The organism is Pseudomonas lactucae (assembly GCF_016937615.1).
GTDB lineage: Bacteria > Pseudomonadota > Gammaproteobacteria > Pseudomonadales > Pseudomonadaceae > Aquipseudomonas > Aquipseudomonas lactucae.
Genome location: NZ_JAFHKI010000027.1, coordinates 48509 through 73328, shown reverse-complemented (window position 1 = coordinate 73328; position 24820 = coordinate 48509). Strand labels below are relative to the sequence as shown.

Sequence of the window (24820 nt, the reverse complement as noted above, 5' to 3'; positions counted from 1 at the left end):
ACTCAACATGGCAACCCCACAGGAAAACCTACTCGATTGGCTGCGCGATGCACACGCAATGGAGCAACAAGCGGAGAACATGCTCAAGGCTCAATCCAAAAGATTGGAGCATTATCCAGAACTCAAAGCGCGGATAGATCAGCATATTGAGGAAACCCTCGGTCAACAGAAGATCATTGACGAGTGCCTTTCCCGACTCGGTGGAAAATCATCCAGCATTAAAGACATGACGGGCCGGCTGATGGCGTTTGGGCAGGCTGTCGGCGGCTCGTTAATGAGTGACGAAGTCATCAAAGGCGCAATGGCAGGATACGTTTTCGAGAACGTTGAAATTGCCGCCTATCAGGTTCTGATTGCTGCCGCCAAAGCGGCTGGTGACCATGAAACGCAAATAGCGTGTGAGCAGATCCTTCCTCAGGAAGTTGCCATGGCGCAATGGCTTCTCGATCACCTTCCCGAACTTACCGTCGCCTTTCTGGCGCGCTCCGAAGATCCAGACCTTGAAGCGAAAAAATGATCAAGCAGCGCGGCCTGTATGGCCGCGCGCTTTTGATAGATGCCCTACCACCGATATCTACCGTCCGTCTTGAAGGAAGCGTTTAAAACGAAATTTCTGCTTCACATATGTTTCCCAAGTTATGCGTGCGCTCACGTCATTAAGGCGAAGGCGCCTCACCAGCCTGAGGGAATTTAGAATGTTTTTACATAACAAGCGACTTCAGTACACCGTGCGTGTAGCCGAGCCAAATCCTGGTTTGGCCAATTTGCTGCTTGAGCAGTTCGGTGGCGCTAATGGCGAACTTGCGGCGGCAGCACGCTACTTCACCCAAGCGTTAGCAGAGGAAGATCCAGGTCGTAAGGATCTGTTGATGGATATCGCCACCGAGGAACTGAGTCACCTCGAAATCGTGGGTTCAATCATCGTAATGCTCAACCGAGGCGCGAAGGGTCAGCTCGCGGAAGGTGTTCAGGAAGAAGGTGAACTCTACCGCGCGCTGAACGGCGCAGGTAATGACTCGCACATCACAGCCTTCTCTACGGGGCAGGCGCACCTCTCGTCAATTGCGCAGGCGTCCCCTGGACTTCAGCCTATGTCGACTCGATCACTGAGCCAACTGCCGATTTCCGCTCGAACATTGCAGCGGAAGCACGCGCAAAAATTCTTTATGAACGACTGATCAACGTGACGGACGACCCAGGTGTTAAAGAAGCGCTTGGTTTCCTGATGACACGAGAGATCGCACATCAACAGTCATTCGAAAAAGCGCTTCATTCGATCCAGCCTAATTTTCCACAGGGCAAACTTCAGGGCATGCCTGAGTTCACCAACAAGTATTTCAACATGTCGGGCGAACCAAACGTACGCGGCCCCTGGAACGAAGGTGGCGTCTGGGAATATGTTGAAACCCCCGTGCCGGCGGTCGATGGTGGCGATGGCTCAGCGTCCGTCAACCTTCCACCCGAGGACGCAGAGGTGTTGGAAGCCATGAAAATCCGCACTGCCTCAGATCCACTGAGCGAACCTGTTACAGGTGCTGACTTAGGGTCAGGCTATGTACAGGGCAAAAATGTTTAAACGCCCTCTGGCGGCCCCGCAATCGGGGTCGCCACATGCCAGGCACGATCTAGCACTTCGGAATATCGCCTGTGGCCTCGGCAATCGTAGCCAGTGCCTCCTCCATACTGCCAATGTGGCCTTGCAACTTCTGGAAGATCAGCAAAAAAGCACCGTCCACATCCACCGTCTGATGACCACGAAGTGAATCGACTCTTTCGGCTTCCGTCTGTTGAAGGCGATTCACACTCTCTCGTAGTGCCAGAAGTTGATCAAAGATAGCGGCAATCTGCGTTTGGCTTTCTGCACTCATTAGACCTCCCAGAGCCCTGAAGCAATCTCGCGCCGGTAGAGAATGCCCACCTGGAAGCCCGCTGTGCGCCCTCGTTGACCAAAACCCAGCGTTTGTCGGTATTGGTGATGGGGTGGTTATTCATTCCCGCCCCCCTGAAATGCAATAAGGTACTGGCAAAGCGTTGCCGAGCACGCTTGAATTGCACCGTCTAAAATCAGTTCATAACCATGAGTGTTTTCGGTAGGTATTGCCAGGCAGCCCGCTTTGGCTGATGAGCCGTTGCTTAATACAGCGCTCGCATCTGAAGCAAAATCGACCAGTAACGCGTATTGAGGGCTATAACCACACGCCTTTGCTGCAGCGGCCAAAGATGTCACGACCTCGCGCGTGTAATAACCCTTTTCATCGCCGGTATTTATTATTGGATCGATGGACAGCCTCGTTCCGTACTCGTCCATCACTGGGCCGACCTCTACAGCGATAGTGGTATCGCCAGGGAGCGTCGTGGATGCGAACATTGCCCCTGCATTGGATTCTTCTTCCGAGGTGGTAAATACAAAATAGACATCGCACGCAAGGTCATCTCGACAATGGCTTAGCTGGCGCGCGGAATCGATGACAGCCGCCATTGATGCACGGTCATCCAGAAAATGCGCCGCGATGGCATCACGTACTCGAAACGGTTTACGCCAATGGCGGCTCAGCACGACGCGCGTACCAGGACGTACGCCCTGCGTGCTCAAGACTGAGGGTGATGTTCGCGTAACCACATGAACATCATTCCAATGCACGTCTCCTGATAAAACATCAGCTCCTTGAGGCGCATTTTGCGTCGCATGCATTGAGCCGAAAGACAAAACACCTGGGATAATTTCGTTATCACCCAGAATATCTACCGGACACATCCCAAAGTTCACCGGGTTCGCGCCGCCCAGGGCAGTAACTCTCAGTGTGCCGTCTGCATCGACGCTCTTTACCACCATCGCGATTTCATCCATGTGCGCCATGACCCTCACCGCTCGCCGCGACTCAATAACCTCCCGCTGACCTTTGATTAGTCCTATGACGTTACCTGCAGCATCAACCCACGTTTCGTCGCAGTGAGGGGTAATGGTTTTCAAGCAAATTTCACGCACTTCATCTTCCTGCCCACCTGGCCCACGGGCCATCAGGAGCTGAGCCAGCAACGCGGAAATTGTCTCTTGCTGGCTGGAAGTGCTGGGCGTAGTTTCACGGTGTGGAACAGGCATTTTTGGCTCTCGTGCACGGACTTGTAAATGACAAGCGGCGCCATTGCAGCGCCGCTTGATTTCAAATAACGGCTGTCACTTGGATTCCAAAGTTGCAGCCTGATTGCCACCCTGCTCCGCTATTTTTGTCAGCTTTTCATCAGCGCCTTTTTCCTCTGCGAGCGTCTCGGCCAAAAGCGCTGCAGCGTCATCAAGTTTGAGATGTTTGGCCATCGCTATCAGGGTGCCATAGGCCGCTATCTCGTAATGCTCCACCTTCTGCGCCGCGCCAATCAAAGCGGCATCCAGGACGGCGCCTTTCTCGATCTCCTCCAACAGCTCTTTCGACTCTTCAACCAACCCCTCCATTGCCACGCATTTCATGCGTTTCAATTTTATCCCGGTCATTTCCACCAGTTGATCGATGCGCTCAATCTGCCCCTGAGTTTCCTCCAGGTGTGAGGTAAAGGCATCCGACAGCAATGGGTTGCTTGCCGCTTTCGCCAGGCGCGGCAAGGCTTTGGTGATTTGCTTTTCCGCACTGTAAACATCAGAGAGTTCGTGGATAAACAAATCTTCGACTGTTTTTCTAGCCATTTCGAAACTTCCTTCTGGTCAGTCTGACGTCGCCGCGTCGGGGCGTCCGTGTGGGTTTGGCATGCAAGCAACACTTGCCGTGCATGAAAACTGACCCAGTCAATTCAAGAGGTGTTCCGAAAATTTTCAGGGTGACGGATAGAAGGTTCGCAACTACCCCAGGGCTGTATCCAGGAACATCATGACTCCAAAACCTAGCATCAACCCCAAGGTCGCGGGTGTCTCATGACCATTCCTATGTGTCTCGGGAATGACCTCATGGGACACTACAAAAATCATGGCCCCGGCTGCCAGGCCCAGAGCAATGGGATACCCCAAAGCAAAGCTACTGGAAATCCCCAGGCCGACAATTGCCCCCAGGGGTTCCATCAGCCCCGAGCCAACCGCAATCAGCGCTGCTCGAAGTGCAGAAATGCCTGTCACGCGTAATGCCAAGGCCACTGCTAACCCTTCCGGAATGTCCTGGATGGCAATTGCAGTTGTCAGAGGCAGGCCCACCTTCATATCGCCGTTAGCGAAGCTCACCCCTATCGCCATACCTTCCGGCAGGTTATGGAGAGTGATAGCCAGGACGAACAACCAGACACGGTTGATCCGCTTCGCTTCAGGCCCACGGCGACCGCTTTTTTCGTGTTCGTGAGGAACGAATCGATCCAGGCCAACCATCAGTGCCACACCCAACCCCAATCCTGAAACCACAACGCAGGCTGCGAGTAGCTGGTTACCGCACACCGCCTGAGCCGCCTCAATACCAGGGAGAATGAGTGAGAAGGAACTGGCGGCCAGCATCATGCCGGCAGCAAAGCCGAGCATGATGTCCTGTGTGCGGGCAGCGATATCACGTAGCGCTATTGCCGCGATGGCTCCCAGTGACGTCGCGCCAAAGCCGCAAACGCCTCCTAGAAAAGCAAAATAAAGGTTCGCTTTGTTGGCACCGGAAAAAGCGCCATAGCCGCTGATCATTAATGAAACAGCTACAAGCAATAACGCTACCCAGAAGGATAATCCTCCCCACCCGGCACGAGAGATGTATACGAACCAAGCGCGAAAAGGTGCCCCAAATGAGGACGAAGGCTCTGACATTTTTCTACCCACCTTTGAGCAGAATGCGCATAAAGCGCAGGGGTGGAGCTTCACTTCGTTTTAACGGTGAAGCCGTGATCGGGAGAGGAAAGGGTTAGCCTTTACTGTGCTCAGGGGAAGATGGCCCCTCCTTGATCCCCCGTGGCCCGGCAAGCTCCCAAAGCTGCTTTTATCCCGGCTGTTTTATGGCTGCGCAAGACGCTGACGATGGCCCAGAGATCGACAAGCAAAATAAAGACAGCGACAGCAATCGCAAAATAGCGGGTGGCTTCAGACATGGTTTAGCCCTCTGGAGTGTTAACGCTTAGGCTCCAGGCGCTCACGAGCGTTCCAAGAAAATTACGCGGCATCCATTCATCAAGGATCGAAGTCTCAATTGACGTTGGCAATGATGGAAATGCACTGAGGTTGCCAAACTGCCGACCGTCAGGAGCACCCACGGTGGGCGACCGCATAATTGTCTATCTGGCTTTTATAAAGTGATTCCTTCCCGCGAATAGCAACTCGGCGCAATCCCCGTATAGGGCGCTGCCAGGCCGTGCGCCCGGCACCAACTTCAGTAAAGGTGCGCAGTCGTGCATGCAAGGCAGTATTCCCGCAGCTTACGACGAGCTAGCGCAGCGGATCTTTGCGCAATGGGCTCAATCTACCGTAACAACCGAAATACTGGCCGTGGCTGAAGCTGTATAGCGCGCCGTGACCGATCCGACGTCTGCGATGCGCATCATCGCCGGCGCAGACACCCTCGCGTTGGTGGACGAAGCATGAACAAGCATGCAAGTTCGCAAGGCCGTGTGGACTGCACATCGCTGATCACAGCAGGCGTCCAGGTCGCGGGTAAATAAACCCGTCCCCTTTCTTTCGTTCGGTCCCCTTTCTTTCGCGGATTGCGGCTCACTTGCTGATTATCCCGCGCCTGGCGGCGTTCTTTCTGGCCTATCCGGATGTACGGGTCGAACTCGTCATCGATGACAGCATCACGGACGTGATCGCGCGGGGATTCGATGCGGGAATCCGCTCCGGCGACCTGGTCCACCAGGATATGGTGCAATCCGGATGACGCCAGACCTGCGCATGGCCGTCGTTGGCGCGCCGGCGTATCTCGCCACGCGGGCAATGCCCGCGACGCCGGAGGACCTGCGCGGCCACGCCTGCCTGACGTACCGCTGGAGCGACACGGGCGCCTTGTATCGCTGGCGTTTCGCCGGACCTGGAGGGGCGGTCGATGTCGATGTGATCAGCGTGATGACGGCGAACGACACCGACATGTTGCTGGCGGCGGCGTTGCAAGGAGCAGGGCTGGCATTCGTCCCCGAGAGCTTCGTGGCACCCTACCTGCAAAGTGGTGAACTGGTGCGGATGCTCGAGGCGTGGTGCAGGCCGTTTGGCGGGTTTTACCTCTACTACCCCAACCGGGCATACATGCCGGCGCCCTTGCGCGCTTTCATCGATTTCTTCAAGCCGGACCTGCCATCTATAACGACTATTTAAAAGCAGGCAAACAGCAATTTTGCCCCGTACATTCCTTGCAGGAATGCGCTACATAAAATTAATGAATTTTTATTATTGCTGTGTCTGGCGTAGCTTGATTTCAGGCCATGGAGAACTGCCTTGAAATCATCCGCTCTCAACTCAGCTGAAAAATTTGATACCTCACGAGCCAATGAGTACGGACGACAGAGCCGTATTGCGCTAGCTGGATATGACGCCTGCCAAGACTTGGCTGCGTGCATGCTGGCGGCAAGCCTGGGCACCATAAGTTCGGCAAAAATACTCGTAGTGGGCGCTGGCGGTACGGCGCAGGAGATTGTTGCTATGGCCAAGCTTGAGCCAGGTTGGCGTTTCACGGCGGTTGATCCATCCGAACCGATGTTGGAGGCTGCGAAGCAGCAATTAGAGGCAAACAAACTGCTTGAAAGAACAACCATGCATCTTGGGCAAGTTGAAGACTTGGCAGCAGACGAGTCATATGACGCAGCGACCTTGATCGGTGTACTCCATCATCTCGATGGAGATGAAACCAAGCGACAAATTTTACGATCCATTCGGGCTCATCTAAAACCGGGTGCACCGCTGATTGTCGCGGGGAATCAATATGCATATGCCAGTCAGCCGTTACTGCTTGCGGCTTGGGGGCAGCGGTGGCGGCAGCATGGAGCCAGCGCGGATGAAGTGAAGGTCAAGCTTGGGAAAATCCTTCAAGGTGCTGATCCTCCAGATTCCGAGGCGGCGGTTCAAAAACTCTTGCATGACGCCGGATTTGGAGACGCTACCCGTTTCTTCAGCAGTCTTTTCTGGGGAGCATGGTTGACGTGCAAAGTGGTCTGAACATGGCTTCGAATGACTGCTCCTGGCCGATAGCTGCCCGTCACGAGCGGCAATAATCGGCCAAAAGCGGACAGTTACGCAAGGTTAGTAGCCCTTCCTTGAAGCTTGAAGGCGTCTATGAAACTAGGGGCGATTCATCGTTAGGATTCATCTGCCAGCTCCGAGCCCACCTCGGCTGGCCACATAGACCCAAGATCGACCGCTCGTGAGTCGATGGTTGCAATTGCGTCGAGACAGTTATCCATGGCCTCCTTGGTGAGGTGCTCTTGGTAGATACAAAGACTCTCAGCAAATTGCGGAAGAGAAGAATTTATGAAAACTCTCTCGTTGTAACGGTCGTGGTTGAAGTAGATGACATGTCGGCTGTCCATATCAATGGCAACAACGTCGCCAGATCCATTGTGACCGATAGGAAAATAAGATTCGGGTAAGCCGAAATTTTGTACTCGTGACTCAATTTCGGCCTGTAAGTAGGCATAGAACGAAAGAAACGGCGCGGCATCACGCGGCAGCCCCTGTGCTGCCAGAAGGCTTGAATCTTCTCTTACGAGTCGGTCGGGAAGGAACTCTGGATCAAACAAAACGAACTCATCAAGATGAAGGTCGAGATCTGCAGGAATCTTTCGCAGAGATGCGACGAATCGAACTTTGAAATTTTTGGATATGTCGTTCATGCGGCCTGACAATTGAGTGGGGGTCGGTTTCGCTGGCGTAAGTGAGCGGTTTGCACATTGTTAGATTCCAGCGGTGGGTTGGCAAGAAGGCTATCTCGCCCGTGCAGCAATGATGGTCGATTCCTCGCTAACTTATCAGGCGGTATATATTCAGGCTCCGCAGGTGGCCCGGCGAACGCATCGGTGCTCAGAGCACGCGCTACGAAAGGCAGTTTTGCGACCGGATCATGAGCGTCCGCTTCTTGCCGGTGACAGCCGCCAGAAAATGGTCAGAAGAAGTGGCCAATGGCTGGCACGAACCTGCTACGCTGAGCCCTCGTAGGTGTGTGAGCTTGCCTTCATCCATAATTATGTCAGCAGTCTGGTACAGTCACCATGCATCATATAATCGGCTTATATACCTCGAAAAAAACAGAGCATTTGTGGCCGCTAGATCCAGAAGACCGAATTGTTTTCAGATCTGACTGCTTTCATACGTTTGGATATTTTTCCCTTATAGCACCTGCTTTTGAACGATATGCACAAAGAGATGCAGGGATAGGCATTGAATCAATGAATGTAATGTTCCGCTTGAGAAATGACGATCTAGCTGACGTATTGGCAATTTTGAACGATCTCGAAACACAGCTCTGTCAGCAACCAAAAAGTTGGCAGGAGTATCTCGGTGAAATCCAACATCCAAGGCAAGAAAAGCGGCCAATCAGACCGCTGTTATTCAGAAGTCGAGCCGTTCGGATTGTCCAACGATTACGGGCATTAATGCTTAAAACCCAAGCCCACGATAAATGCTTGGTATATGGAAATGGTGTTTGCTACCGAGCACTGTGCGGTATAAAAATCCCTCCCGGTACCGTGTACTCCTAGAGCCGAGCCTACGATGCAAGCGTTCGCTTCACTTGTCGGGGGACGGGATAAACCCCATCCGTTAATCAAACGAAAGGATTCAGCCGAGTGGCAGCTCCTGGCCGCAAGCTGACGTTGATCATACCGTGCAAAAGCAGGAAAAAGTGGACGTTAGGCACGAGCCTGTTGAAACTGACGTCGAATTGACCCAGAGGCCTATGCCACTGCCCCATCCCGTCAGTAAATATCTAGCGCTGGTAATAGTTCACAGGGTAGGATCCTGGATCAGTAAAGTTCCTGTAGCAGGGCCAATCCAGCACTGGCGATAATAATCTCAGGCGATATACACGCTTTACCAGAGGTGAAGTAATGCCGTTAGATAAAGATTGGCAGCCAAGTTTTGGGACTATCTTCACGTGGTTCGCCATGGATCGACATGGGCGTATAGCTGTAATGGTGAATAACTGTTTCGGCCCTATCCCTTCGAGCTTGCTGGCTATTCCAGAGCTAGAGGATAAACTCGACAGTATAAATGAGTTCATGTGGGAAGAGTCGCGCGAGTTTCAAAGTTATCCAAAAAACAAGGAAGGTCGAACTCTTTTAGATATATATAGGTTTCGCAGGCACCTCAAACCCTCGTCGCGCGACGAAATGGAACGCATAGTCTTAGAGAGTTCGAACTTTTATCAAGAGCTCACAGAGTATTCACTTCCATCAATAAAAGGCTTCTATGTTTATCACGCGCTAGAAGATTACGTGTCCAGCGAAGACAATCCGATTGGTTATGAGGGAGACGCGGAAATTGGAGACTACTTTCGATATTTGATTCCAACGGTATACGCTAGCATCGAAGACTTCCCTGAAGAATTAAGGTCACTAATCGCCGTATCCGACACATTAGATTTCACAGTTGACCGAGCCATATTTAGTATGTCAATCAGTCAGAGTTTTAAGCGATCTTTTAATCAGCGGAAGTGAAAGATTAGCAGTTTTTAAAAAGTAGTCGTTTCATCGGCTACGCAGTGAAGCGCTCCTGGCTTTGTAGACAAACGGAGTGTCAGCTATTGGCCGAAAGCGGCCAACCCCGACCGTTCAATACCGCCCATTTGGCTCATCCATTACTTGCGCTCGGCTTCCTCATAGGTATCTACACACCTCAAGTACCAGGTTGAGCCCGTGGCGAGGGCGCTTGCTCCCGTGACGGCCGGGCAGGCGATCAAGTTGCAAGACATGTACGCGGTTGACCGCGGTGCATCAAATCAGTACCGGGGCGCCAGTCAATTCGTCACGGGAACAATGAGCTGCCTCGACTGGCGACTTAACCCAGGCGTTGTGCCCGTGATGCGCTTGAATGCGCGGCTGAAAGCGGCCTGAGAGGTGTAGCCCAAGCGCAGCGCCACTTCTTCAATCGGCAGCCTTTCGAGCGTCAGCCACTGGCTCGCAAGCCGCATCCGCAATTCGGTGACGTAGCGCAGTGGGGCCATGCCAATCGTCATCTGGAAACGGTCGGCGAAGACCGAGCGGGAGGTGTTGCATTGCGCCGCCAACTGCGCGACGGTCCAGTCGTGCCCCGGTTGTTGATGCAGCGCCAGCAGCGCACCCGCCAACCGTGGATCGCGCAATGCGGCGACCAGGCCAGAGGCATTTGCGCAGGCGCACTCCACCCAACCGCGAACGACCATGGCGGCCACCACGTCGGCCAACCGCGCGAGGATGCCGGCGAAGCCGACCCGTGCGGCGCTGACCTCGCGCTCCATGGTGGTCAGGATGGGCATCAGGCCAGGGTAGCGCTGGCCACCGGCATCAATCAGCATCAGGCCCGGCATCAGCCTGCCAAGGCCGTGGATACTGCCCAGTTCAAACTCCATGCAGCCACTGAACAAAAGGGTGGCCGGCGTGGGGCTGGCGTCGGTTCCGGTCTCCACCGCGCAGACGGCATCACCGAGCGGGGCACCGTCCAAACGGTCGATGTCCTGAACAGGCACATCCGCATCGGACAACAGTTGATGGGCCGCGCCATGGGAGATGAACACAGCGTTGCCGGCAGACAGCGCATACGTGGTGCCGTCGTCCATGCGCAGCAGCGCATTGCCGACCGCCAGGAAGTGGAACCAGGCATGCCCAGGTTTGGCAGCGAAGCCCAAGCCGGAGACTGGCCCGGCTTGGATACGCCGGTACTCGACGCCACGCAGGCGCATGCCGCGCAACAGCTCGTTGATGAGATTCGAGGAGAGAGCAAACTGATCTGCAGGCATTGGTCCGGTGTTTCAGTCAAAAATTCGGGGTTCTTGATCATAGATCATCCGGTTTCGCACGCCTAGACTGCGGATCGCAATGAAGATTGGGAGATCCGTGCAATGACTGACTGTATCTGTAACGCCGTACCCGACAGCCGCCTCGGCGCCGGGACGGAGGTAGAACCTGCGACCGCCGCGTGGATGGCCGTTTTCTCATTGGCAATGGGCGTGTTCGGCTTGCTGACCGCTGAGTACCTTCCGGCCAGCCTGTTGACGCCGATGGCGACCGATCTGGGGGTGTCCGAAGCGCTGGCTGGCCAGGCGGTAACGGTGACCGCCGTGGTGGCGCTGTTCGCCGGGCTGTTGGTGCCAGGCCTGACCCGCAGTATCGACCGTCGCTGGGTGCTGCTGGGGTTTTCCACATTGATGATCGTATCCAATCTGTTGGTCGCCATTTCCTCCAGCCTCGCGGTGCTCTTGGTGATGCGTATCCTGCTGGGCATTGCCCTTGGTGGCTTCTGGAGCATGGCGGCAGCGGTGGCGATGCGTTTGGTACCGGGTGCGTTGTTGCCGCGAGCGCTTTCGATCATTTTCAGCGGCATTGCCGTCGGGACGGTGGTGGCGGTGCCGCTGGGCAGCTACCTGGGCGCGTTATATGGCTGGCGCAGCGCGTTTTTTGCAGCGGCGGCGGTGGGTGCAGTGACTCTGGCTTTCCAGTCGTTCACGCTGCCAAGCCTTGCGCCGCGCAGGCCGGCACGCCTGCGCACCGTCCTGGAGGTGTTGCGGCGCCCGGGCATCGCCATGGGGATGTTCGGTTGTGTGCTGGTGCACAGCGGGCACTTCGCGATGTTCACCTATATTCGGCCCTTCCTCGAAGGCACGACCGGCATCGGCCCACAGGGGCTGTCGCTGATGCTGCTGGGGTTCGGGGTGGCGAACTTCGTCGGCACGCTTTTGGCCGGGTGGCTGCTGGAGCGTCGCCCGCTGGCCACGCTGGTGTTGATGCCCGCACTGGTCGGCGTTGCAGCACTGGCGTTGGTGCTGTTGCCGGCCTCGGTGCCGGGGCAGGCGGTGCTGCTGGCGATCTGGGGCCTGGCCTTTGGAGGCGTGCCGGTGGCGTGGTCGAACTGGGTCGCCAGCGCGGTACCTGATCAGGCGGAAAGCGCCGGGGGCATGGTGGTGGCCTCTGTGCAGTCGGCCATCGCAAGCGGCGCCGCCGCTGGCGGTGCGATGTTCAGCCTCGGTGGCAGCGCAGGCGTATTCGTAGCGGCGGCCGTGCTGATGCTGCTGGCCGCGTTGCTGATTGCGCTGCGTGTTCGGGTCCCTTCTGCACATGGCAGTGCCCGGACCAGACCGGCGCTGCATCTTTGATCTGATGCCCCCAGCGTCGCAGCCGTGCGCACAAACGCAGATCCGCAAGGCTGTCGAACAAGGCGGGTTGCCGTAGAATGCCCGCCTTGAACAACCTCAAAGGAATGACATCCATGCCCAGCGAAAAAACCAGGAAGACGCTCGCGTATTCGGCGTGGGGGTTGCTGTTTTTGAGCCTGGTGGGGGTTCTGGTCATACAGGCTTTTCAGGAAACACCGCAGCCGAGCAAAACCACCTTTCTCAGCGACCTCATCATCGTGACCGCGCGAACAACGCCCCAGAATCGAAAAATCGACGAAGATATAACCTTCGTTCGGGCGCAAGCGGCCAACAGTCACGCACTCAAGTTCTATTACACCTTGACCCGTTACGACACCCATCCCGATGACATTGACTTGGACGTGATGAAATCAAACATCACCCAGGCTACTTGCGCCGCGCAACTGCGCAGCGATCAATCGATACTGTCCCAAGGCGGCACCCTCATTTACATTTTTGGCAGCAAAAACGTAAAAGAGGTGGGACAGTTCGAAATCAACAAGCAGAGTTGTGAGGGCTGAGGCTGGCCCGTATGTTCCCGGTGCAATTGCGGTTCAAGCCCGTTTGGGCAACTTCCAGTTCGGCCGGATGAAGTGGCAGGTATACCCGTTCGGTATCCGCTCCAGATAATCCTGATGCTCCGGCTCCGCCTCCCAGAACGCACTGGCGGGCTCGATTTGCGTGACCACAGGCCCCGGCCACAGCTTGGAGGCGTCCACGTCAGCCGCGGTATCTTCGGCAATATCCCTTTGCTCTTCGCTCAGGTAGTAAATCGCCGAACGATAGCTCGGCCCAAGATCATTGCCCTGCCGGTTAGGCGTGCTCGGGTCATGGATCTGGAAAAAGAACTCCAGAATCTGCCGGTAGCTGATCACCGCAGGGTCAAACACGATCTCAATCGCTTCGGCATGGTTGCCGTGGTTGCGGTAGGTGGCGTTCGGCACGTCGCCACCGGTGTAGCCGACGCGAGTGCGCAGCACGCCGGGGTAGCGTCGCAACAGGTCTTGCATGCCCCAGAAGCAACCGCCGGCGAGGATGGCGGTTTCGGTTGGGTTGGTCATGGTCTGTCCTTGCGGTTGATGGAGACAGGGATAGTTATGGGGTGATGTTGGGCAATACCAAGCCGGATCAAGTAAAAAACAGGATCGTGTGGCGGAACGAGTACAAGTCCTACGGACGCCTTGGCGCCTTGCTCCATTGCCTACAGTTGCGTCAGAATCCGCTGGCTTGTGCGCTTGGATAGGCGTCTCTAAGGTAGCTCGGTCGCTGACAATTCAGTGATCGGGTTTAGTAGCCCGAGGGTCAATTACACTTGGTGCATGAGCTTCATCCATCAGACGTTTCTGTCTGTGCCTGATGGTGGCTGTGCGTAGGGCGCCTTCGGGTGCGCCGGCTTTGTGTAATTCCCCGGTCTACTAACCTGCGTACAGCTGCCACCCCTCGTTTAGTAGCGATGGGGTGTCGGCCCTAGCCAGGAATTACATATGTTCAAAGTCACGCCAAACCCTCCAAACGGTCCGGACCTGAAGCTTGATCAGGCGGCGCATCGGGCGATTGATTATCACCTGAACCCCGGCGGTGACCCGCCAGCCCCTCCTCTACCGCCCCCGACAACGCTGTTCAGTGTGGCGGACGATGCCAGCAGTGAAATGTTGCTCGCCAATAGCTATGAAACGTTTTCTTCGGTGACTGCGCTATTGCTGGACCTGTCGGACGATCTGACGGGGAAGCAACGGGATGTGGCGCTGGCGATTCATCAGTTGAGTGAGTTGGGGGTTTTGTTGGTGGATAAATTGATGACACGCGAGGCGGCCATTAGCTAGACGCGTCAATCACGATAAGTCGTCGGGTCGTCTCAAAACGATGCAAAGACCCGACGATTCCTACAACGATGGCCAGCGCCCGCCCTTATTTACGCTCAAGTTGAGCGTATAAATACGACGAGGTTGAAGCATTGCCGTGGTGAGACCCTATGCGGTCATGAACCAGATTGCTCGGCGTCGCCGAAAAAACCAGCACAACGCTCATCGGCAATAATTACGAGCTTTTTACGCGCTATGTGTTTTCTTCAGCCTCCATGAATTTCTTGCGATTAACCATCCAGGGCAACGCAGGTTGGCTGCGTATTTTCTTATAACGGTTTTTCGTAAACTGGTAGGTCACAAGCTGATCGAAGTGGCGACTGCCTTTAACCACGTTGTAAGTGATAAGAAAATAAATCAACGGGCTTTTAGCGTCAGTCCAGGTCTCCAGCGTTTGATCCAGTGCCTTTTGAATGTCTTCTATACGGCTGTAGCCGATAAACGTCTGAAACGCCGCCTGGCTGGCTTTACTACGCAGTTTTTGAATTTCATTGATGTCCGTGTGGGCACGCTTCCACTCCCATTCCACGAAAGTCAAAATGTCCTTTTCCGAGTACTGCACCACCGCGTCGGTACGCCCGCCCGATTCAAACAACACGCGGGCGCCCAGCAAGCCGGCACACTGTCGAATTACCAGGCCCATATGGATCGTCCAGTTCGCCCTGTTTACCAGACCCGCGACTTCAGTAACGGGAAAATCCTTGTACCAGAGGTAGTTGAACAGCGTAACGAAGTCTCGCTCAATCCGTTTCATTAATGGCTTCCTTATGTCTAATAGTTAACTGCTGACCTGATACACTCACACGAAGAATTCAATTGCTTTTTTAATTGACTCTACTTGCTCCAAGTCCGATTTAGAGACAGCCTGATGTAACAACCCGGATAAAATAGCACTACGAGTAGACACCGGAATTACACAAGGACTCAACACCCCTCTGGATTGTGGATAATCCCCCCAGTGAACACCTAACGCTTTACTTCCACCATTATTTTTATTTTTGTGATCATACCAACCAACGATGAGAACCAACCCCTCATCGGTATGGACTTCTTCGAAATCCTTCCAATAGGAAACCATATTCATGCAGCGTTCCTTTTCAGCAAATAACCAAACAAATTAAATCAGCTCAGAGAATTATCATGCAAAGCTTCCTATAGCTAAAATACTTTAGACTACAAACAGCCATCTTTCTTAACCGCGCATCTGCCAAAGAATGAAATCCACTTTCTTGAGCGCCGTTATCTTGTTGTATTGGGGCACCAGCTCGTCGAACTGCTGAATCCAACTTTTGCCTTCATCAGACGGCAAAAAACTCTGATACCAATTTTCAATATCCGAGTAGCGCAGCTTGGCGTCATGGATCTTGGTCAGAGAGGCATAGCCAGGCGCCTTCTGATTGATGTTGGAAAGGACATGTTTGTCCCACACCGGTTGGTCAGGATTTAAGGTGGCTACAAACTTACTGGAGAAAGAGGGCTCATAACGACCAGTACTTTTGTATATACGATCCAAAATTTCACCAAAGGTGGGGGTCGAGCCTTTTAGCTGCTGCATAAGTGTGTAGTAGGTGGCATACCAAGTTAATTGCCGCCGCTGAATGCGATAGAACCCGTTAAACGATCGTTGGAATTCTGCATCCGTCGATACGTCCACCTTGCTCAGGTTATCCATCAGAGCCAAGTACTTCTGGATGCCTGGTTTGGCTTTGATAATGGCCGACTTCACATCTACAGCAATGCCAGCTTTCCGGGTTACAGCATCCGTTGCATCCATGTTTTTAACCTGCCCCTGTTTAGATGGCGCAAAGCTACTACAGATTTTGCATTCGCGCGCGCTTGACGTGACACCTGGTTTCAAGCCCACCCGCGTCCATCCGCCACACCCCCCACCCTCCAGTCCCCACCTCCCCTGCCGATAACCCTACTAACCATGCGCCTACCCCCGCATCCCCACCCGATCGAGTCCACTCAATGAACCCACTCTCCTTGCTAAAAAAAGTCCGGGCCGATCGTCAAGGCACCGCCACGCTCACCAGCACTTCCAGCGACCTGGACGCCGCTCTCACTGCCCTGCACATCACCCCCACGCTGATCACCGGTTTTATTTCGCCGCATCTGGACATTGATCAGGTCGCCACGAAGCTCAAACGCCGCTTCCCGCAAGCCACCATCAGCCTCTGCACCACCTCCGGCGAGCTGTGCAATGCGCCGAATGCGTTGTATTGCGCCACGGGCGAGCGCTGGGACCGGATCGTGTTGCAGCTGTTCGACGACAGTGTGATTGCCTCGGCCGAGGTGGTGATGGTGCCGCTTGAATGCGAGGACATTCGTGGTGGCGGCAAGCGCTTGGGGATGCACGAGCGGATTGCCAGGTTGGTGGGGCATATCAAGCGGGTGCAGGTGCGTACGCCCATTGATCATCGCGATACGTTGGCCTATGTGGTATTCGACGGGTTGTCGGCGTCGGAGTCGTTTTTTATGGAGGCGCTGTATGAGTCGGGGCGTTTTCCGTGTTTGTTTGTAGGGGGATCGGCCGGGGGTAAGTCGGATTTTCAGAAGACGTTGATTCACGATGGCCAGCGCAGTTATCAGAACCACGCGCAGATTGTGTTTCTGAAGACGGCGGCGCATGTGCGATTTGGGGTGTTCAAAAGCCAGAACTTTAAACCGGCGGATTTGACCTTCAGCGTGCTGACGGCTTCGGTGGAGGACCGCACCATTGACCAGGTGATCGACAGCAAGGGCAATATCAAAAGCATGGTGCAGGCGCTGTGTGATGCGTTCAGTTGCGCGCCCCAGGCGTTGGAGTCGAAGCTGGCGGATTACTCGTTTGCGATCCGGGTGGGCAGTGAGTTGTTTGTGCGGTCCATCGCGCGCATCGACTATGAGCAGCAGATTGTGCAGTTGTTTTGTGACGTGGCGCCGGGCGAGGAGTTGGTGATGGTGCGGCGTACGCCGTTGCGCGAGGCGACGCGTTTGGATTATGAGCAGTTTCTGCGCGGCAAGGGTGGCCAGCCACTGGCGGGTATTTTGAATGACTGCATCTTACGCCGGCTGAACAATGGCGCCGAGTTGGGCAGCATGGCCGGCACGTTTGGCGATGTGCCGTTGGCGGGTTTTTCGACCTTCGGGGAGATTCTGGGGTTGAACCTGAACCAGACGCTGACGGCGATTTTCTTCTTCAGGGTGGCCAAGGGCTCGAGTTTCAGTGATGAGTACGTGGACAATTTCATCGCCCATTACGGCGAGTTCAAGGCGTTTTTCCTACGCCGCCAGGTGAAGAAGCTGGCTGGGTTGAACCATGTGGTGGTCAAGCAGATTACCGCGTTCAAGAACAATGACTTCTCCAACACCCTGAATACCCGTGGGCTGGACAGCAATATCCTGCCGGTGTTCGAGGGCCTGGCGGACTTGGGCGTGGTGTTGGCCCAGGCCGAGCGTCAGCAGGAAGACATTGCTGCGCAGCTCAAGCATTACTCCGGCGAGTTGCACGCCTCAATGGATGAGCTGGTGGGCACCATCGACCGGCAAAACAGTGTGTCGGCCCAGGCCGGGGCCACGGTTGAGGCGCTGTCCAGCCAGGCGGGGGATGCGGTGGAGGGCGCGCGGACGCTGGCCGGTTCGAGTTTGCGTATCCAGTCGATTGTGCAGGTGATCCAGCAGATCGCCGGGCAGACCAATTTGCTGGCGCTCAATGCGGCCATTGAAGCCGCGCGTGCCGGCGACCTGGGGCGCGGCTTTGCGGTGGTGGCGGATGAGGTGCGCAAGCTGGCGGAGATCACGCGCAAGAACGCGGCGGAAATTGGCGTGGACATCGACGTGCTGTCGGGCGAGATCCAGCGGGTGGCCCAGCAAATCGAAGACCAGTCCACGGGCGTGGGCGCGCTGCGCGAAATGCTCGATGCGCTGGAGGCGTCCAGCCACGCAACGGAGGGCACGGCGCAGCGCACCAAGACAATTGCGGATACCTTGACCGGGTTGACGCATGCCTAAGACGGATGCCGCTCTCCACAAAAGAACAATAGGTCCCGGGACCGGAAAATAGATTTACAATCCGGCTCCCCTCCTCCCGGACCGCCGCCATGCCGCGCCTTTTCGCCTTAATGCTGTTGTCGCTGCCGACCTTGGCCTACGCGTTGCCCGCGTTGGAAAACACCACGCTCTACAGCGACACGGCCAAGGACTGCCATGACGTCGACCTTGCCACCTGGCAGCACCCCACCCGCACGCTGCTGGAAAAAAACCACTTCCAGCTTGAACGCATCCAGCTCTGCAACGGCGGGCACTATCCGATTTTCCAGGTGCAGGCGCCCTACGACCCGCGTGGTCAGACCAAGGATTTTTTCCTGCCGTTTTATGAGGATATGCGCAAGGCCAACGGTAAATGGCCCTACGCGCTGGTCGACAACAGTGATGCCGTAGTGGTGTATGTGAGTTACCCGAAAAACGATACGATCGCGCTGGATTACGAAGGTTACGCATTACCCTGATACGGCTGCGGTTTCGAACTCATCATGGACGATAGACACAATGAAAACGGCTTTCTGTGCGCTGCTACTGCTTTGCCTGGCACTGCCTTGCTTTGCGAATGAACCTGCCATCGGCTTCCAAACCGTCACCCTGCCCGACCCGCACAACCAGCGTGCGCTGCAAATGGCTGTCTGGTACCCCGCCGTCACGACTGCCACACCTGAGCTGATTGCCGATAACGCGGTGTTCATCGGCGCTCTCGCCGTGCCCGGTGCGGCGCCGGCTGGGGGCGAGCATCCGCTGGTGGTGCTGTCCCACGGCTATGGCGGCAATTGGGGCAACCAGGTGTGGCTGGCCAGTGCGTTGGCCCGCCGGGGTTATATCGTGGCGGCGGTCAACCATCCGGGCACCACCAGCAAGGACCGCAGCCCCGCCGCTGCCGCGCAGTTGTGGCAACGGCCCAAGGACCTGAGCCGCGCCATCGATGCGGTGCTTGCGCGGCCCCAGCCATTTGGCGCGGTGGCGAAGGGGCGGATTGCGGCAGTGGGCCATTCCATCGGCGGCTGGACAGTGATGGAAATCGCCGGTGCGCGGTTTGATCCCGATTTGTTTGCCCGGGACTGCGGCGTGCACCCGAAGTTGGGCGGTTGCATTGGCTATAAACAGATGAACCCCGCCGCCACGCCCGCCGGTAAGGCGCAACTGGCGGCGGATTTGAGCGATCCGCGGGTAACAGCCGTTGTGTCGCTGGACCTGGGCCTGTCGCGCGGTTTTACCGATGCCAGCCTGGCGGCGCTGTCGGTGCCGGTGTTGGTGATTGCGGGCGGTGTGCCGACGGAGGACATGGCGCCGGAACTGGAGTCTGCCGATATGGTGAGGCGCATGCCGAAAGCGACGACGCGGTATGTGGAGATTGGCGATGCGACCCACTTCAGTTTTATGGCGATCTGCAAGCCGGGGGGCATGGCGCTGATTGAAGAGGATTCGCCGGGAGACGGGATGATTTGTCGGGACGGTGAGGGGGCTCGGGCGCGGTCAATCATTCAGCAGCAGGTGGTGCAGTTGATGACTGAGTTTTTGGCGAAGTCCTATGTGAATTGACCTGGCGTCAAACTCGGGGGCGATATCGAGCAAGCATGCGCGTCACTGTTGATTCATTATGTAGGTTATTTACGGAGCGAAACATGCAAGAAAGCAAGCATCCAAGAGGACTGCGAGGCTGGCTCATATTGATTGGAATAGGCTTGGTGTTAACGGTTGCCCGCTTCTCCTATAGCGTCATTGCGGTGTATTACCCGATATTCACGGATGGCTCCTTCACTGCGCTGACAACGCCGGGTACGCATCTATATAACGCGCTTTGGGCGCCGTTTCTGATTTCGGAAGCCCTCTACAATTCAATAATGGGGTCCTTCTCCATTTACCTGACTTATCTCTTTTTTACAAAGCATTACTTATTCCCCAGACTCTATATCGCCGCGCTCGTTGCATGGGCTGTTTTTGTTCCGCTTGATGCCTGGGTGTCCTCGTTTGTGCTGGTCAATGAGCCCATCTTCGACTACGACACAACCAAAGAGATGATACGGGTGCTTATCGGCGTGTTTGTGTGGGTGCCTTACATGCTGGTGTCCAAAAGGGTAAAGGCGACGTTTGTAAAGCATCGCCCAGTGGTGGCGAACACTCGCGGCAACGCCGCCGTTTAACCCTTGGAAATTCTACCGGCGTGAGTCTGCCGACGCGATTGTCGGCGGGCGCAACGACCAGGGTTTTCAAGCTGGTATGATCCGCACGATTACACACCAGGTGCCCCCCCATGAACCGCCAGAAAAAACTCCAGCAACTCTTCAAGGCCAAAGCCAAAAAGGCCAGCGCCAAATTGGCCCCGAAAAGCAAGGACAAGTACATCAGCAAAGCCGACCGCGAAAAGCTCGCGGCCGAAGCCGCTCAAGCACCCGACCTTTCTTCGCAAAGCTGACTCAGCAACCGCTCAACCCCACCTGGCGCCGTTCCCCCGCAAAGAAAAACGGCCGCAGGCGCACGCCCACGCCGTTGCCGATAAACGCCGCCACCAGCCACACCCAGCCGTGCAGGCTGCCGGAGGCGATGCCGCTGAAATACGCGCCGATGTTGCAGCCGTACGCCAGGCGCGAGCCGTAGCCGAGCAGCAGGCCGCCGATCACCGCTGCGATCAGCGAGCGGGTCGGGATTTTCAGGCTGGGGGCGAAACGCCCGGCCAGGCCGGCGGCCAGCAGCGCGCCGAGGACGATGCCAATGTCCATGACGCTGGTGATGTCTTCCCACACTGGCGCGGCCAGGGCCTTGGCATTGCCAGGCATCTGCCAGAACGCCCAGGCGCTGACGTCGACACCCAAACCACTCGCCACTTTGGCGCCCCACAACGCGAACGCTGAGGTAATGCCCCATGGGCGCCCGGCCAGGGCCAGGGTGGCGTAGTTGAGCAGCGCCAAGCCAATCGCGCCCCATACCAATGGCCACGGGCCGCGCAGGAAACGGCGCAGGCCCTGGTGTTCGCTGTGCACGCCTTCTTCAAGCTGGCCGTGACGGCGCTTTTCCAGGCGCACGGTAACGGCGGCGATGAGCGCGAACATGGCCAGGCTGACGAGCAAGGCCGGCAGCACGCCGAAGCTTTTGACGATGGACACCGCCGGGAACGCAGGCAGTGCAAACCACCAGTCCACGTGGTGAGTGGCGATCAGCGAACCGCAAATGAAGAACAACAGTGTCACCAGCATGCGCGCATTACCACCGCCTACGGTGAACAACGTGCCCGACGCGCAACCGCCGCCCAACTGCATGCCGATGCCGAAAATAAACGCGCCAAATACCACCGACACTCCGGCCGGCGCCACCAGCCCGGTCACCGGTTGCCCGAACAAGGTGCCGGCGCCAAGGGCGGGGAAAAACAACAGGACTGCTAGCGCAAGCATCACCATCTGCGCGCGCAAACCGGCGCCGCGGCGCTCGTTGATGAACACGCGCCAGGCCGAGGTGAAGCCAAACGCGGCGTGATAGAGCGTAAGGCCCAATGCGGCGCCGACCGCCAGCAACAACACTTGGCGCGGGCCGACGCTGGTTTGCAGGAACATGGCGCCCAGCACCAGGATGATTAAGGCCAGCCACGGTGCAAGAGGCTTGCGCGTGGGGGTCAGAGGAAGGGAGGTGCTCATGGCGAATCTCGCTTGGTTTGAAGGGATGGGTGCGAGGGAGGGAGTATAGAGTGAAGCGGGAGCTTCGAGCCCCCGCAAGGCTGAATGCCAGTCAGTTAAAGGCGAACACTGTACCTGTGGCGAGGGAGCTTGCTCCCGTTGGACTGCGCAGCAGTCCCATTCTTTGTAGACAAAGAGCGGGGCCGCTTCGCCGCCCAGCGGGAGCAAGCTCCCTCGCCACAGGTCACTTTTTACCCATTTCAACTTCTTAACTGACTGGCATTACGCAGAGGCTGCGAAAGCGGTGGCCCAGGTAATCAAAACAGCCACTGTCCCCCCCGCCGTTAGCCGCGCCCCACCGACCCCGACACCGGAAGATTGCCCAGCAACTTGAGCCCGGTGGTTTTCACAAAGGTGGCGTAATCCATCGGCCGTTGAATGCGTGTTTCGGCGTTGGGCAGCACATACGCCCAGGCCCGTTTGGACGACGCGTCGTACACCAGTTTGAACAGCCGCGTCGGCACCCAAACCTGGTTATCGCCGATGGTGCCGTAGCCCGCATCGAACAACGGCCCGGTAAACACATACACATCGCCGCCGGCGCGCACGGCGAATTTGCGCACGTCGGCCTCGACCTTGCTCCAGATCTTGCGATTGTTGGTGGGGTCCTGGGGCACCATGTTCGACAGCGCAAAAGACTGGGCCATGGCCTTGGCGTCGGGTGCGTCGGCGGCCGGGGATTGGTGGCCACGGTCCATGGCCGGGTGCTGGCCGTGGTAGTCGCTCAACTCCGCGCGCCCCGCCTTGGGGATGCGCGGGTCGGCGTAGAAATGGTTGGTGCGCTCTTCGCCTTTAGCGTCTTTTAACTGACGGGCATTCAGACGCTCGACCACCAGCAGCGGCGTCTTGCTGGTTTGCGAATACAACACGGCAAAATGGTCGGAACATAGCGCCAGCGGTTTCATGCTGGCGGGGACGGTGGCGGTTTTGATCGGTGTGGCGGCGGGGAAAATATCGGCGCAGCTGTCGAACGAAAGGCGTTGTTCCTGGCTGGAGTAAAGGTCCATCGCGCCCTGGGCATGTGCCCCGGTGGATAGCAGGACAAGGGCCGACAGCCCAACAGCAATCTTGCGTAAGTGCATGTTTTTAAATCTTATCGTGAGGATTGAGCGGGACCTATGGACCCTCACATCGCACTTTAGTGCGGCGCCTGCCGGATCGAATTCCACGCGGCCTCGGCCAGCAGTTCCCGATACGCCTGGGGGCTTTTTAACGCGGGCGGGGATCGTGGCATGTGTGGAGCGGGCGGTGCGCCTGGGCCAGCTGCCAGCAGAGACCCAGGCGACGGTAATGGCGACGGTGTTCGATAGTTTCTTGCAGGGCGTTTCGATACTGGCCCGCGATGGCGTGCCGCACGCAACCATCGACGCGGCGATCAGCCAACTCCTGCTGACGTGGGATGTTGCCGCGTCCATCACGCCTGCGCTATCTCACCCGAAGGCTTAAATACACAATCAGTGCTGGCCACGCTTGCTTTCGTTGATGGCACACCGCTAATCTTGCGAATAATTCTTATCCGCAGACTTAACCTTCCATGTCGGCCAGCGACCTTTCCTTGAACCAGGCCGTCCATGTGCTCTACACCGAGCACCATGGCTGGTTGTTCGGCTGGCTGAGAAAAAAGCTCGGTTGCCCGCATAACGCTGCGGATCTTTCCCACGATACCTTTATGCGAATCCTCGCTTCACGCGACGCATTGGGCGCCATTCGCGAACCGCGAGCGTTCCTGACGACCACGGCGCGCCACCTGATCATCGACCGCGCGCGCCGCCGTCAGTTGGAAGACACCTACCTGCGAGAACTGGCGCTGACCATCGAGATGATGGAGCAGTGCCAGCAGTCACCGGAACAGATCCTGGCTACCCTCCAAGCGCTGGAGCAGATCGCCTTCGTGCTCGACGGCCTGGCCCTGAATGCACGGCAGGCGTTCCTGCTGTATTTCCTCGAAGGCCTGCGCCAACGCGAGATCGCCAGCCGCCTGGGGATCTCCGAGCGCATGGTGCGCAAGCATCTGATGAATGCCTTGCTGCACTGCCACCACGCGCTGGACGTATGAGCACCGACCTCGACCAACAGGCCGCCAACTGGGTGATTCGCCTAAACGAAGGCCACCTCAGCGCGCGCGAGCAACAGCAGTTCGAACGCTGGAAGGCCGCCGATCCTCGGCACGCGGCGGCGTTCGAGCGCTTGCAAGGGTTTGTCGGGCGCTTGCAGGCGTTGCGCCCGCAGCAGGCGCCGGTCCAGGCCGCACTGGAAGCTGCCCGGGTACGTCGGCGCAACCCGGCCGGCCGGGTGCTGCTGGGCCTGTTGCTGGCATTGCCGGTGGCCCTGGCGCTGCGGGCCTACCCGCCGAGCTACCTGTTGGCCGACCAGCGCACCGCGCCAGCGCAGTGGCAGCGGGTCAACCTGGACGACGGCTCGCAACTGATCCTCAGCGGCAACAGCGCGGTGGACCTGACCTACGATCGCCAGCAGCGCCAGGTGCGCTTGCTGCGTGGTGAAATCCTGGTGCAAGTGGCCCACGATGCCACGAGGCCGTTTGTGGTGGTGACCGACGACGGCCAGATGCGCGCCCTCGGCACGCGTTTCACGGTCAAACGCGAAGCATCGGGCACGCTGCTGACGATGCTTGAATCAACGGTCGCAGCGTCCGACGCCGGCCATCACGACACCGTGAATATCCACGCAGGCGAGCAGGCGAGCATCACGCCGAACGCGGTGAAACGCCTGGGCACCGTGGACCCGCGCACCACGAACGACGCGTGGCAACACCATCAGTTGGTGATCCAGGACCGACCGTTACCTGAGGTACTCGACGAGCTGTCACGCCAATACGGCGGCCATGTGCAATTCGATCGCGAGCAACTGGGCGATCTGCGCGTGTCCGCTGTTTTGCCCTTGGATAACCCGCGCCGCGCCCTGCAATTGATTGCCGATGGGCTGCCAGTGCGCATCCGTTCGTTCAGCCCGTTGTGGTTGCAGATTGAGCGCCACGAAAAATAATCCCGCA

25 protein-coding genes and 4 pseudogenes are annotated in these 24820 nt (G+C 56.9%); 16 read left to right on the top strand and 13 right to left on the bottom strand.

Annotated features, from left to right (window positions below; translation table 11 throughout):
* Positions 1-7 precede the first annotated feature (7 nt).
* Together JWR98_RS06065 and JWR98_RS06060 are read left to right on the top strand one after the other, a co-directional pair.
* On the top strand, positions 8-517 hold the full coding sequence (locus tag JWR98_RS06065; protein ID WP_205489519.1) for a ferritin-like domain-containing protein: 510 nt from the start codon (positions 8-10) through the stop codon (positions 515-517).
* A gap of 178 nt (positions 518-695) precedes the next feature.
* Positions 696-1576, top strand: a pseudogene (locus JWR98_RS06060) (manganese catalase family protein).
* Positions 1577-1625: 49 nt separating this feature from the next.
* Here JWR98_RS06060 and JWR98_RS06055 read toward each other — a convergent pair.
* From JWR98_RS06055 to JWR98_RS06035, 5 genes and pseudogenes are all read right to left on the bottom strand, one after another.
* Positions 1626-1868: a hypothetical protein gene (locus JWR98_RS06055; RefSeq protein WP_078733988.1), complete on the bottom strand. Its 243-nt coding sequence runs from the start codon at positions 1866-1868 to the stop codon at positions 1626-1628.
* Between the two features lie 116 nt (positions 1869-1984).
* Positions 1985-3100, bottom strand: coding sequence for a zinc-binding metallopeptidase family protein (locus tag JWR98_RS06050; RefSeq protein ID WP_205489518.1), 1116 nt, complete (start codon positions 3098-3100; stop codon positions 1985-1987).
* Between the two features lie 75 nt (positions 3101-3175).
* Positions 3176-3676 (bottom strand): YciE/YciF ferroxidase family protein, encoded by a 501-nt coding sequence (locus tag JWR98_RS06045; RefSeq protein WP_078733989.1) that lies wholly within the window; start codon positions 3674-3676, stop codon positions 3176-3178.
* A gap of 153 nt (positions 3677-3829) precedes the next feature.
* Positions 3830-4759 carry a ZIP family metal transporter gene (locus JWR98_RS06040; protein WP_078733990.1) on the bottom strand — a complete coding sequence of 310 codons (930 nt, stop codon included), beginning with the start codon at positions 4757-4759 and terminating at the stop codon, positions 3830-3832.
* Between the two features lie 94 nt (positions 4760-4853).
* Positions 4854-5037, bottom strand: a pseudogene (locus JWR98_RS06035) (hypothetical protein).
* Between the two features lie 620 nt (positions 5038-5657).
* On the opposite strand from JWR98_RS06035, the pseudogene JWR98_RS06025 reads away from it, so the two are divergent.
* Together JWR98_RS06025 and JWR98_RS06020 are read left to right on the top strand one after the other, a co-directional pair.
* A pseudogene (locus JWR98_RS06025) lies at positions 5658-6250 on the top strand (LysR substrate-binding domain-containing protein).
* Between the two features lie 120 nt (positions 6251-6370).
* Positions 6371-7087, top strand: coding sequence for a class I SAM-dependent methyltransferase (locus JWR98_RS06020; RefSeq protein ID WP_078733992.1), 717 nt, complete (start codon positions 6371-6373; stop codon positions 7085-7087).
* Between the two features lie 140 nt (positions 7088-7227).
* On the opposite strand, the gene JWR98_RS06015 is transcribed toward JWR98_RS06020, so the two are convergent.
* Entirely contained in the window at positions 7228-7761 is a 534-nt protein-coding gene (locus tag JWR98_RS06015; protein ID WP_205489516.1) for an SUKH-4 family immunity protein, read from the bottom strand.
* Positions 7762-8973: 1212 nt separating this feature from the next.
* Between JWR98_RS06015 and JWR98_RS06010 the strand changes: the two genes are divergently transcribed.
* A complete protein-coding gene (locus JWR98_RS06010; protein WP_205489515.1) occupies positions 8974-9582 on the top strand; it encodes a hypothetical protein in 609 nt (202 codons plus the stop codon).
* A gap of 299 nt (positions 9583-9881) precedes the next feature.
* Here JWR98_RS06010 and JWR98_RS06005 read toward each other — a convergent pair whose 3' ends face one another.
* On the bottom strand, positions 9882-10859 hold the full coding sequence (locus tag JWR98_RS06005; RefSeq protein ID WP_205489514.1) for an AraC family transcriptional regulator: 978 nt from the start codon (positions 10857-10859) through the stop codon (positions 9882-9884).
* A 102-nt stretch (positions 10860-10961) separates the two neighbouring features.
* Between JWR98_RS06005 and JWR98_RS06000 the strand changes: the two genes are divergently transcribed.
* Entirely contained in the window at positions 10962-12212 is a 1251-nt protein-coding gene (locus JWR98_RS06000) for an MFS transporter (RefSeq protein ID WP_205489513.1), read from the top strand.
* Positions 12213-12325: 113 nt separating this feature from the next.
* Positions 12326-12772 (top strand): hypothetical protein, encoded by a 447-nt coding sequence (locus JWR98_RS05995; protein WP_205489512.1) that lies wholly within the window; start codon positions 12326-12328, stop codon positions 12770-12772.
* 33 nt (positions 12773-12805) lie between these two features.
* On the opposite strand, the gene msrA is transcribed toward JWR98_RS05995, so the two are convergent.
* On the bottom strand, positions 12806-13312 hold the full coding sequence (gene msrA, locus JWR98_RS05990; RefSeq protein ID WP_205489511.1) for a peptide-methionine (S)-S-oxide reductase MsrA: 507 nt from the start codon (positions 13310-13312) through the stop codon (positions 12806-12808).
* A 423-nt stretch (positions 13313-13735) separates the two neighbouring features.
* On the opposite strand from msrA, the gene JWR98_RS05985 reads away from it, so the two are divergent.
* Positions 13736-14074 (top strand): DUF6124 family protein, encoded by a 339-nt coding sequence (locus JWR98_RS05985; protein ID WP_205489510.1) that lies wholly within the window; start codon positions 13736-13738, stop codon positions 14072-14074.
* Positions 14075-14306: 232 nt separating this feature from the next.
* On the opposite strand, the gene JWR98_RS05980 is transcribed toward JWR98_RS05985, so the two are convergent.
* The 3 genes from JWR98_RS05980 to JWR98_RS05970 all read right to left on the bottom strand — a co-directional run bounded on the left by JWR98_RS05980 (position 14307) and on the right by JWR98_RS05970 (position 15887).
* Positions 14307-14867 carry a hypothetical protein gene (locus tag JWR98_RS05980; protein WP_205489509.1) on the bottom strand — a complete coding sequence of 187 codons (561 nt, stop codon included), beginning with the start codon at positions 14865-14867 and terminating at the stop codon, positions 14307-14309.
* 45 nt (positions 14868-14912) lie between these two features.
* Positions 14913-15197 carry a hypothetical protein gene (locus JWR98_RS05975; RefSeq protein WP_205489508.1) on the bottom strand — a complete coding sequence of 95 codons (285 nt, stop codon included), beginning with the start codon at positions 15195-15197 and terminating at the stop codon, positions 14913-14915.
* A 108-nt stretch (positions 15198-15305) separates the two neighbouring features.
* Positions 15306-15887 (bottom strand): hypothetical protein, encoded by a 582-nt coding sequence (locus tag JWR98_RS05970; protein ID WP_205489507.1) that lies wholly within the window; start codon positions 15885-15887, stop codon positions 15306-15308.
* 197 nt (positions 15888-16084) lie between these two features.
* Between JWR98_RS05970 and JWR98_RS29885 the strand changes: the two genes are divergently transcribed.
* The 5 genes from JWR98_RS29885 (at position 16085) to JWR98_RS05945 (ending at position 20558) form a co-directional block, all read left to right on the top strand.
* Positions 16085-18106 (top strand): FIST N-terminal domain-containing protein, encoded by a 2022-nt coding sequence (locus JWR98_RS29885; protein ID WP_205489506.1) that lies wholly within the window; start codon positions 16085-16087, stop codon positions 18104-18106.
* 89 nt (positions 18107-18195) lie between these two features.
* Positions 18196-18603, top strand: coding sequence for a hypothetical protein (locus JWR98_RS05960; RefSeq protein WP_078734016.1), 408 nt, complete (start codon positions 18196-18198; stop codon positions 18601-18603).
* A gap of 40 nt (positions 18604-18643) precedes the next feature.
* Entirely contained in the window at positions 18644-19684 is a 1041-nt protein-coding gene (locus tag JWR98_RS05955; RefSeq protein ID WP_205489505.1) for an alpha/beta hydrolase family protein, read from the top strand.
* Between the two features lie 83 nt (positions 19685-19767).
* A complete protein-coding gene (locus JWR98_RS05950) occupies positions 19768-20286 on the top strand; it encodes a DUF2569 domain-containing protein (RefSeq protein ID WP_141063239.1) in 519 nt (172 codons plus the stop codon).
* Positions 20287-20396: 110 nt separating this feature from the next.
* Positions 20397-20558: a DUF2986 domain-containing protein gene (locus JWR98_RS05945; RefSeq protein ID WP_078734019.1), complete on the top strand. Its 162-nt coding sequence runs from the start codon at positions 20397-20399 to the stop codon at positions 20556-20558.
* A 1-nt stretch (position 20559) separates the two neighbouring features.
* Here the strand turns inward: JWR98_RS05945 and JWR98_RS05940 are convergent, their stop codons facing one another.
* A complete protein-coding gene (locus tag JWR98_RS05940; protein ID WP_078734020.1) occupies positions 20560-21771 on the bottom strand; it encodes a YeeE/YedE family protein in 1212 nt (403 codons plus the stop codon).
* 323 nt (positions 21772-22094) lie between these two features.
* Entirely contained in the window at positions 22095-22892 is a 798-nt protein-coding gene (locus JWR98_RS05935; protein ID WP_078734021.1) for a DNA/RNA non-specific endonuclease, read from the bottom strand.
* A gap of 130 nt (positions 22893-23022) precedes the next feature.
* Here JWR98_RS05935 and JWR98_RS05930 point away from each other — a divergent pair.
* The 3 genes and pseudogenes from JWR98_RS05930 to JWR98_RS05920 form a co-directional block, all read left to right on the top strand.
* A pseudogene (locus JWR98_RS05930) lies at positions 23023-23256 on the top strand (TetR/AcrR family transcriptional regulator); the annotation flags it as partial.
* An 88-nt stretch (positions 23257-23344) separates the two neighbouring features.
* Positions 23345-23866, top strand: a complete 522-nt coding sequence (locus JWR98_RS05925; protein ID WP_078734025.1) for a sigma-70 family RNA polymerase sigma factor — start codon at positions 23345-23347, stop codon at positions 23864-23866.
* On the top strand, positions 23863-24813 hold the full coding sequence (locus JWR98_RS05920; RefSeq protein WP_205489504.1) for a FecR family protein: 951 nt from the start codon (positions 23863-23865) through the stop codon (positions 24811-24813). Before JWR98_RS05925 ends, JWR98_RS05920 begins: the two co-directional genes overlap by 4 nt.
* Positions 24814-24820 lie beyond the last annotated feature (7 nt).

What these genes read in the sequence shown, in the direction of transcription:
- JWR98_RS05995 (WP_205489512.1), top strand. Translation starts at nt 12,326, where the DNA reads ATGCCCAGCGAAAAAACCAGGAAGACGCTCGCGTATTCGGCGTGGGGG.
- JWR98_RS05950 (WP_141063239.1), top strand. Translation starts at nt 19,768, where the DNA reads ATGCAAGAAAGCAAGCATCCAAGAGGACTGCGAGGCTGGCTCATATTG.
- JWR98_RS05925 (WP_078734025.1), top strand. Translation starts at nt 23,345, where the DNA reads ATGTCGGCCAGCGACCTTTCCTTGAACCAGGCCGTCCATGTGCTCTAC.
- JWR98_RS06000 (WP_205489513.1), top strand. Translation starts at nt 10,962, where the DNA reads ATGACTGACTGTATCTGTAACGCCGTACCCGACAGCCGCCTCGGCGCC.
- JWR98_RS06040 (WP_078733990.1), bottom strand. Translation starts at nt 4,759, where the DNA reads ATGTCAGAGCCTTCGTCCTCATTTGGGGCACCTTTTCGCGCTTGGTTC.
- JWR98_RS06010 (WP_205489515.1), top strand. Translation starts at nt 8,974, where the DNA reads ATGCCGTTAGATAAAGATTGGCAGCCAAGTTTTGGGACTATCTTCACG.
- JWR98_RS05955 (WP_205489505.1), top strand. Translation starts at nt 18,644, where the DNA reads ATGAAAACGGCTTTCTGTGCGCTGCTACTGCTTTGCCTGGCACTGCCT.
- JWR98_RS05920 (WP_205489504.1), top strand. Translation starts at nt 23,863, where the DNA reads ATGAGCACCGACCTCGACCAACAGGCCGCCAACTGGGTGATTCGCCTA.
- JWR98_RS05970 (WP_205489507.1), bottom strand. Translation starts at nt 15,887, where the DNA reads ATGGATGCAACGGATGCTGTAACCCGGAAAGCTGGCATTGCTGTAGAT.
- JWR98_RS06005 (WP_205489514.1), bottom strand. Translation starts at nt 10,859, where the DNA reads ATGCCTGCAGATCAGTTTGCTCTCTCCTCGAATCTCATCAACGAGCTG.
- JWR98_RS06015 (WP_205489516.1), bottom strand. Translation starts at nt 7,761, where the DNA reads ATGAACGACATATCCAAAAATTTCAAAGTTCGATTCGTCGCATCTCTG.
- JWR98_RS05935 (WP_078734021.1), bottom strand. Translation starts at nt 22,892, where the DNA reads ATGCACTTACGCAAGATTGCTGTTGGGCTGTCGGCCCTTGTCCTGCTA.
- JWR98_RS06065 (WP_205489519.1), top strand. Translation starts at nt 8, where the DNA reads ATGGCAACCCCACAGGAAAACCTACTCGATTGGCTGCGCGATGCACAC.
- JWR98_RS06050 (WP_205489518.1), bottom strand. Translation starts at nt 3,100, where the DNA reads ATGCCTGTTCCACACCGTGAAACTACGCCCAGCACTTCCAGCCAGCAA.
- JWR98_RS06045 (WP_078733989.1), bottom strand. Translation starts at nt 3,676, where the DNA reads ATGGCTAGAAAAACAGTCGAAGATTTGTTTATCCACGAACTCTCTGAT.
- JWR98_RS05945 (WP_078734019.1), top strand. Translation starts at nt 20,397, where the DNA reads ATGAACCGCCAGAAAAAACTCCAGCAACTCTTCAAGGCCAAAGCCAAA.
- JWR98_RS29885 (WP_205489506.1), top strand. Translation starts at nt 16,085, where the DNA reads ATGAACCCACTCTCCTTGCTAAAAAAAGTCCGGGCCGATCGTCAAGGC.
- JWR98_RS06055 (WP_078733988.1), bottom strand. Translation starts at nt 1,868, where the DNA reads ATGAGTGCAGAAAGCCAAACGCAGATTGCCGCTATCTTTGATCAACTT.
- JWR98_RS05980 (WP_205489509.1), bottom strand. Translation starts at nt 14,867, where the DNA reads ATGAAACGGATTGAGCGAGACTTCGTTACGCTGTTCAACTACCTCTGG.
- JWR98_RS05940 (WP_078734020.1), bottom strand. Translation starts at nt 21,771, where the DNA reads ATGAGCACCTCCCTTCCTCTGACCCCCACGCGCAAGCCTCTTGCACCG.
- msrA (WP_205489511.1), bottom strand. Translation starts at nt 13,312, where the DNA reads ATGACCAACCCAACCGAAACCGCCATCCTCGCCGGCGGTTGCTTCTGG.
- JWR98_RS05960 (WP_078734016.1), top strand. Translation starts at nt 18,196, where the DNA reads ATGCCGCGCCTTTTCGCCTTAATGCTGTTGTCGCTGCCGACCTTGGCC.
- JWR98_RS05985 (WP_205489510.1), top strand. Translation starts at nt 13,736, where the DNA reads ATGTTCAAAGTCACGCCAAACCCTCCAAACGGTCCGGACCTGAAGCTT.
- JWR98_RS05975 (WP_205489508.1), bottom strand. Translation starts at nt 15,197, where the DNA reads ATGAATATGGTTTCCTATTGGAAGGATTTCGAAGAAGTCCATACCGAT.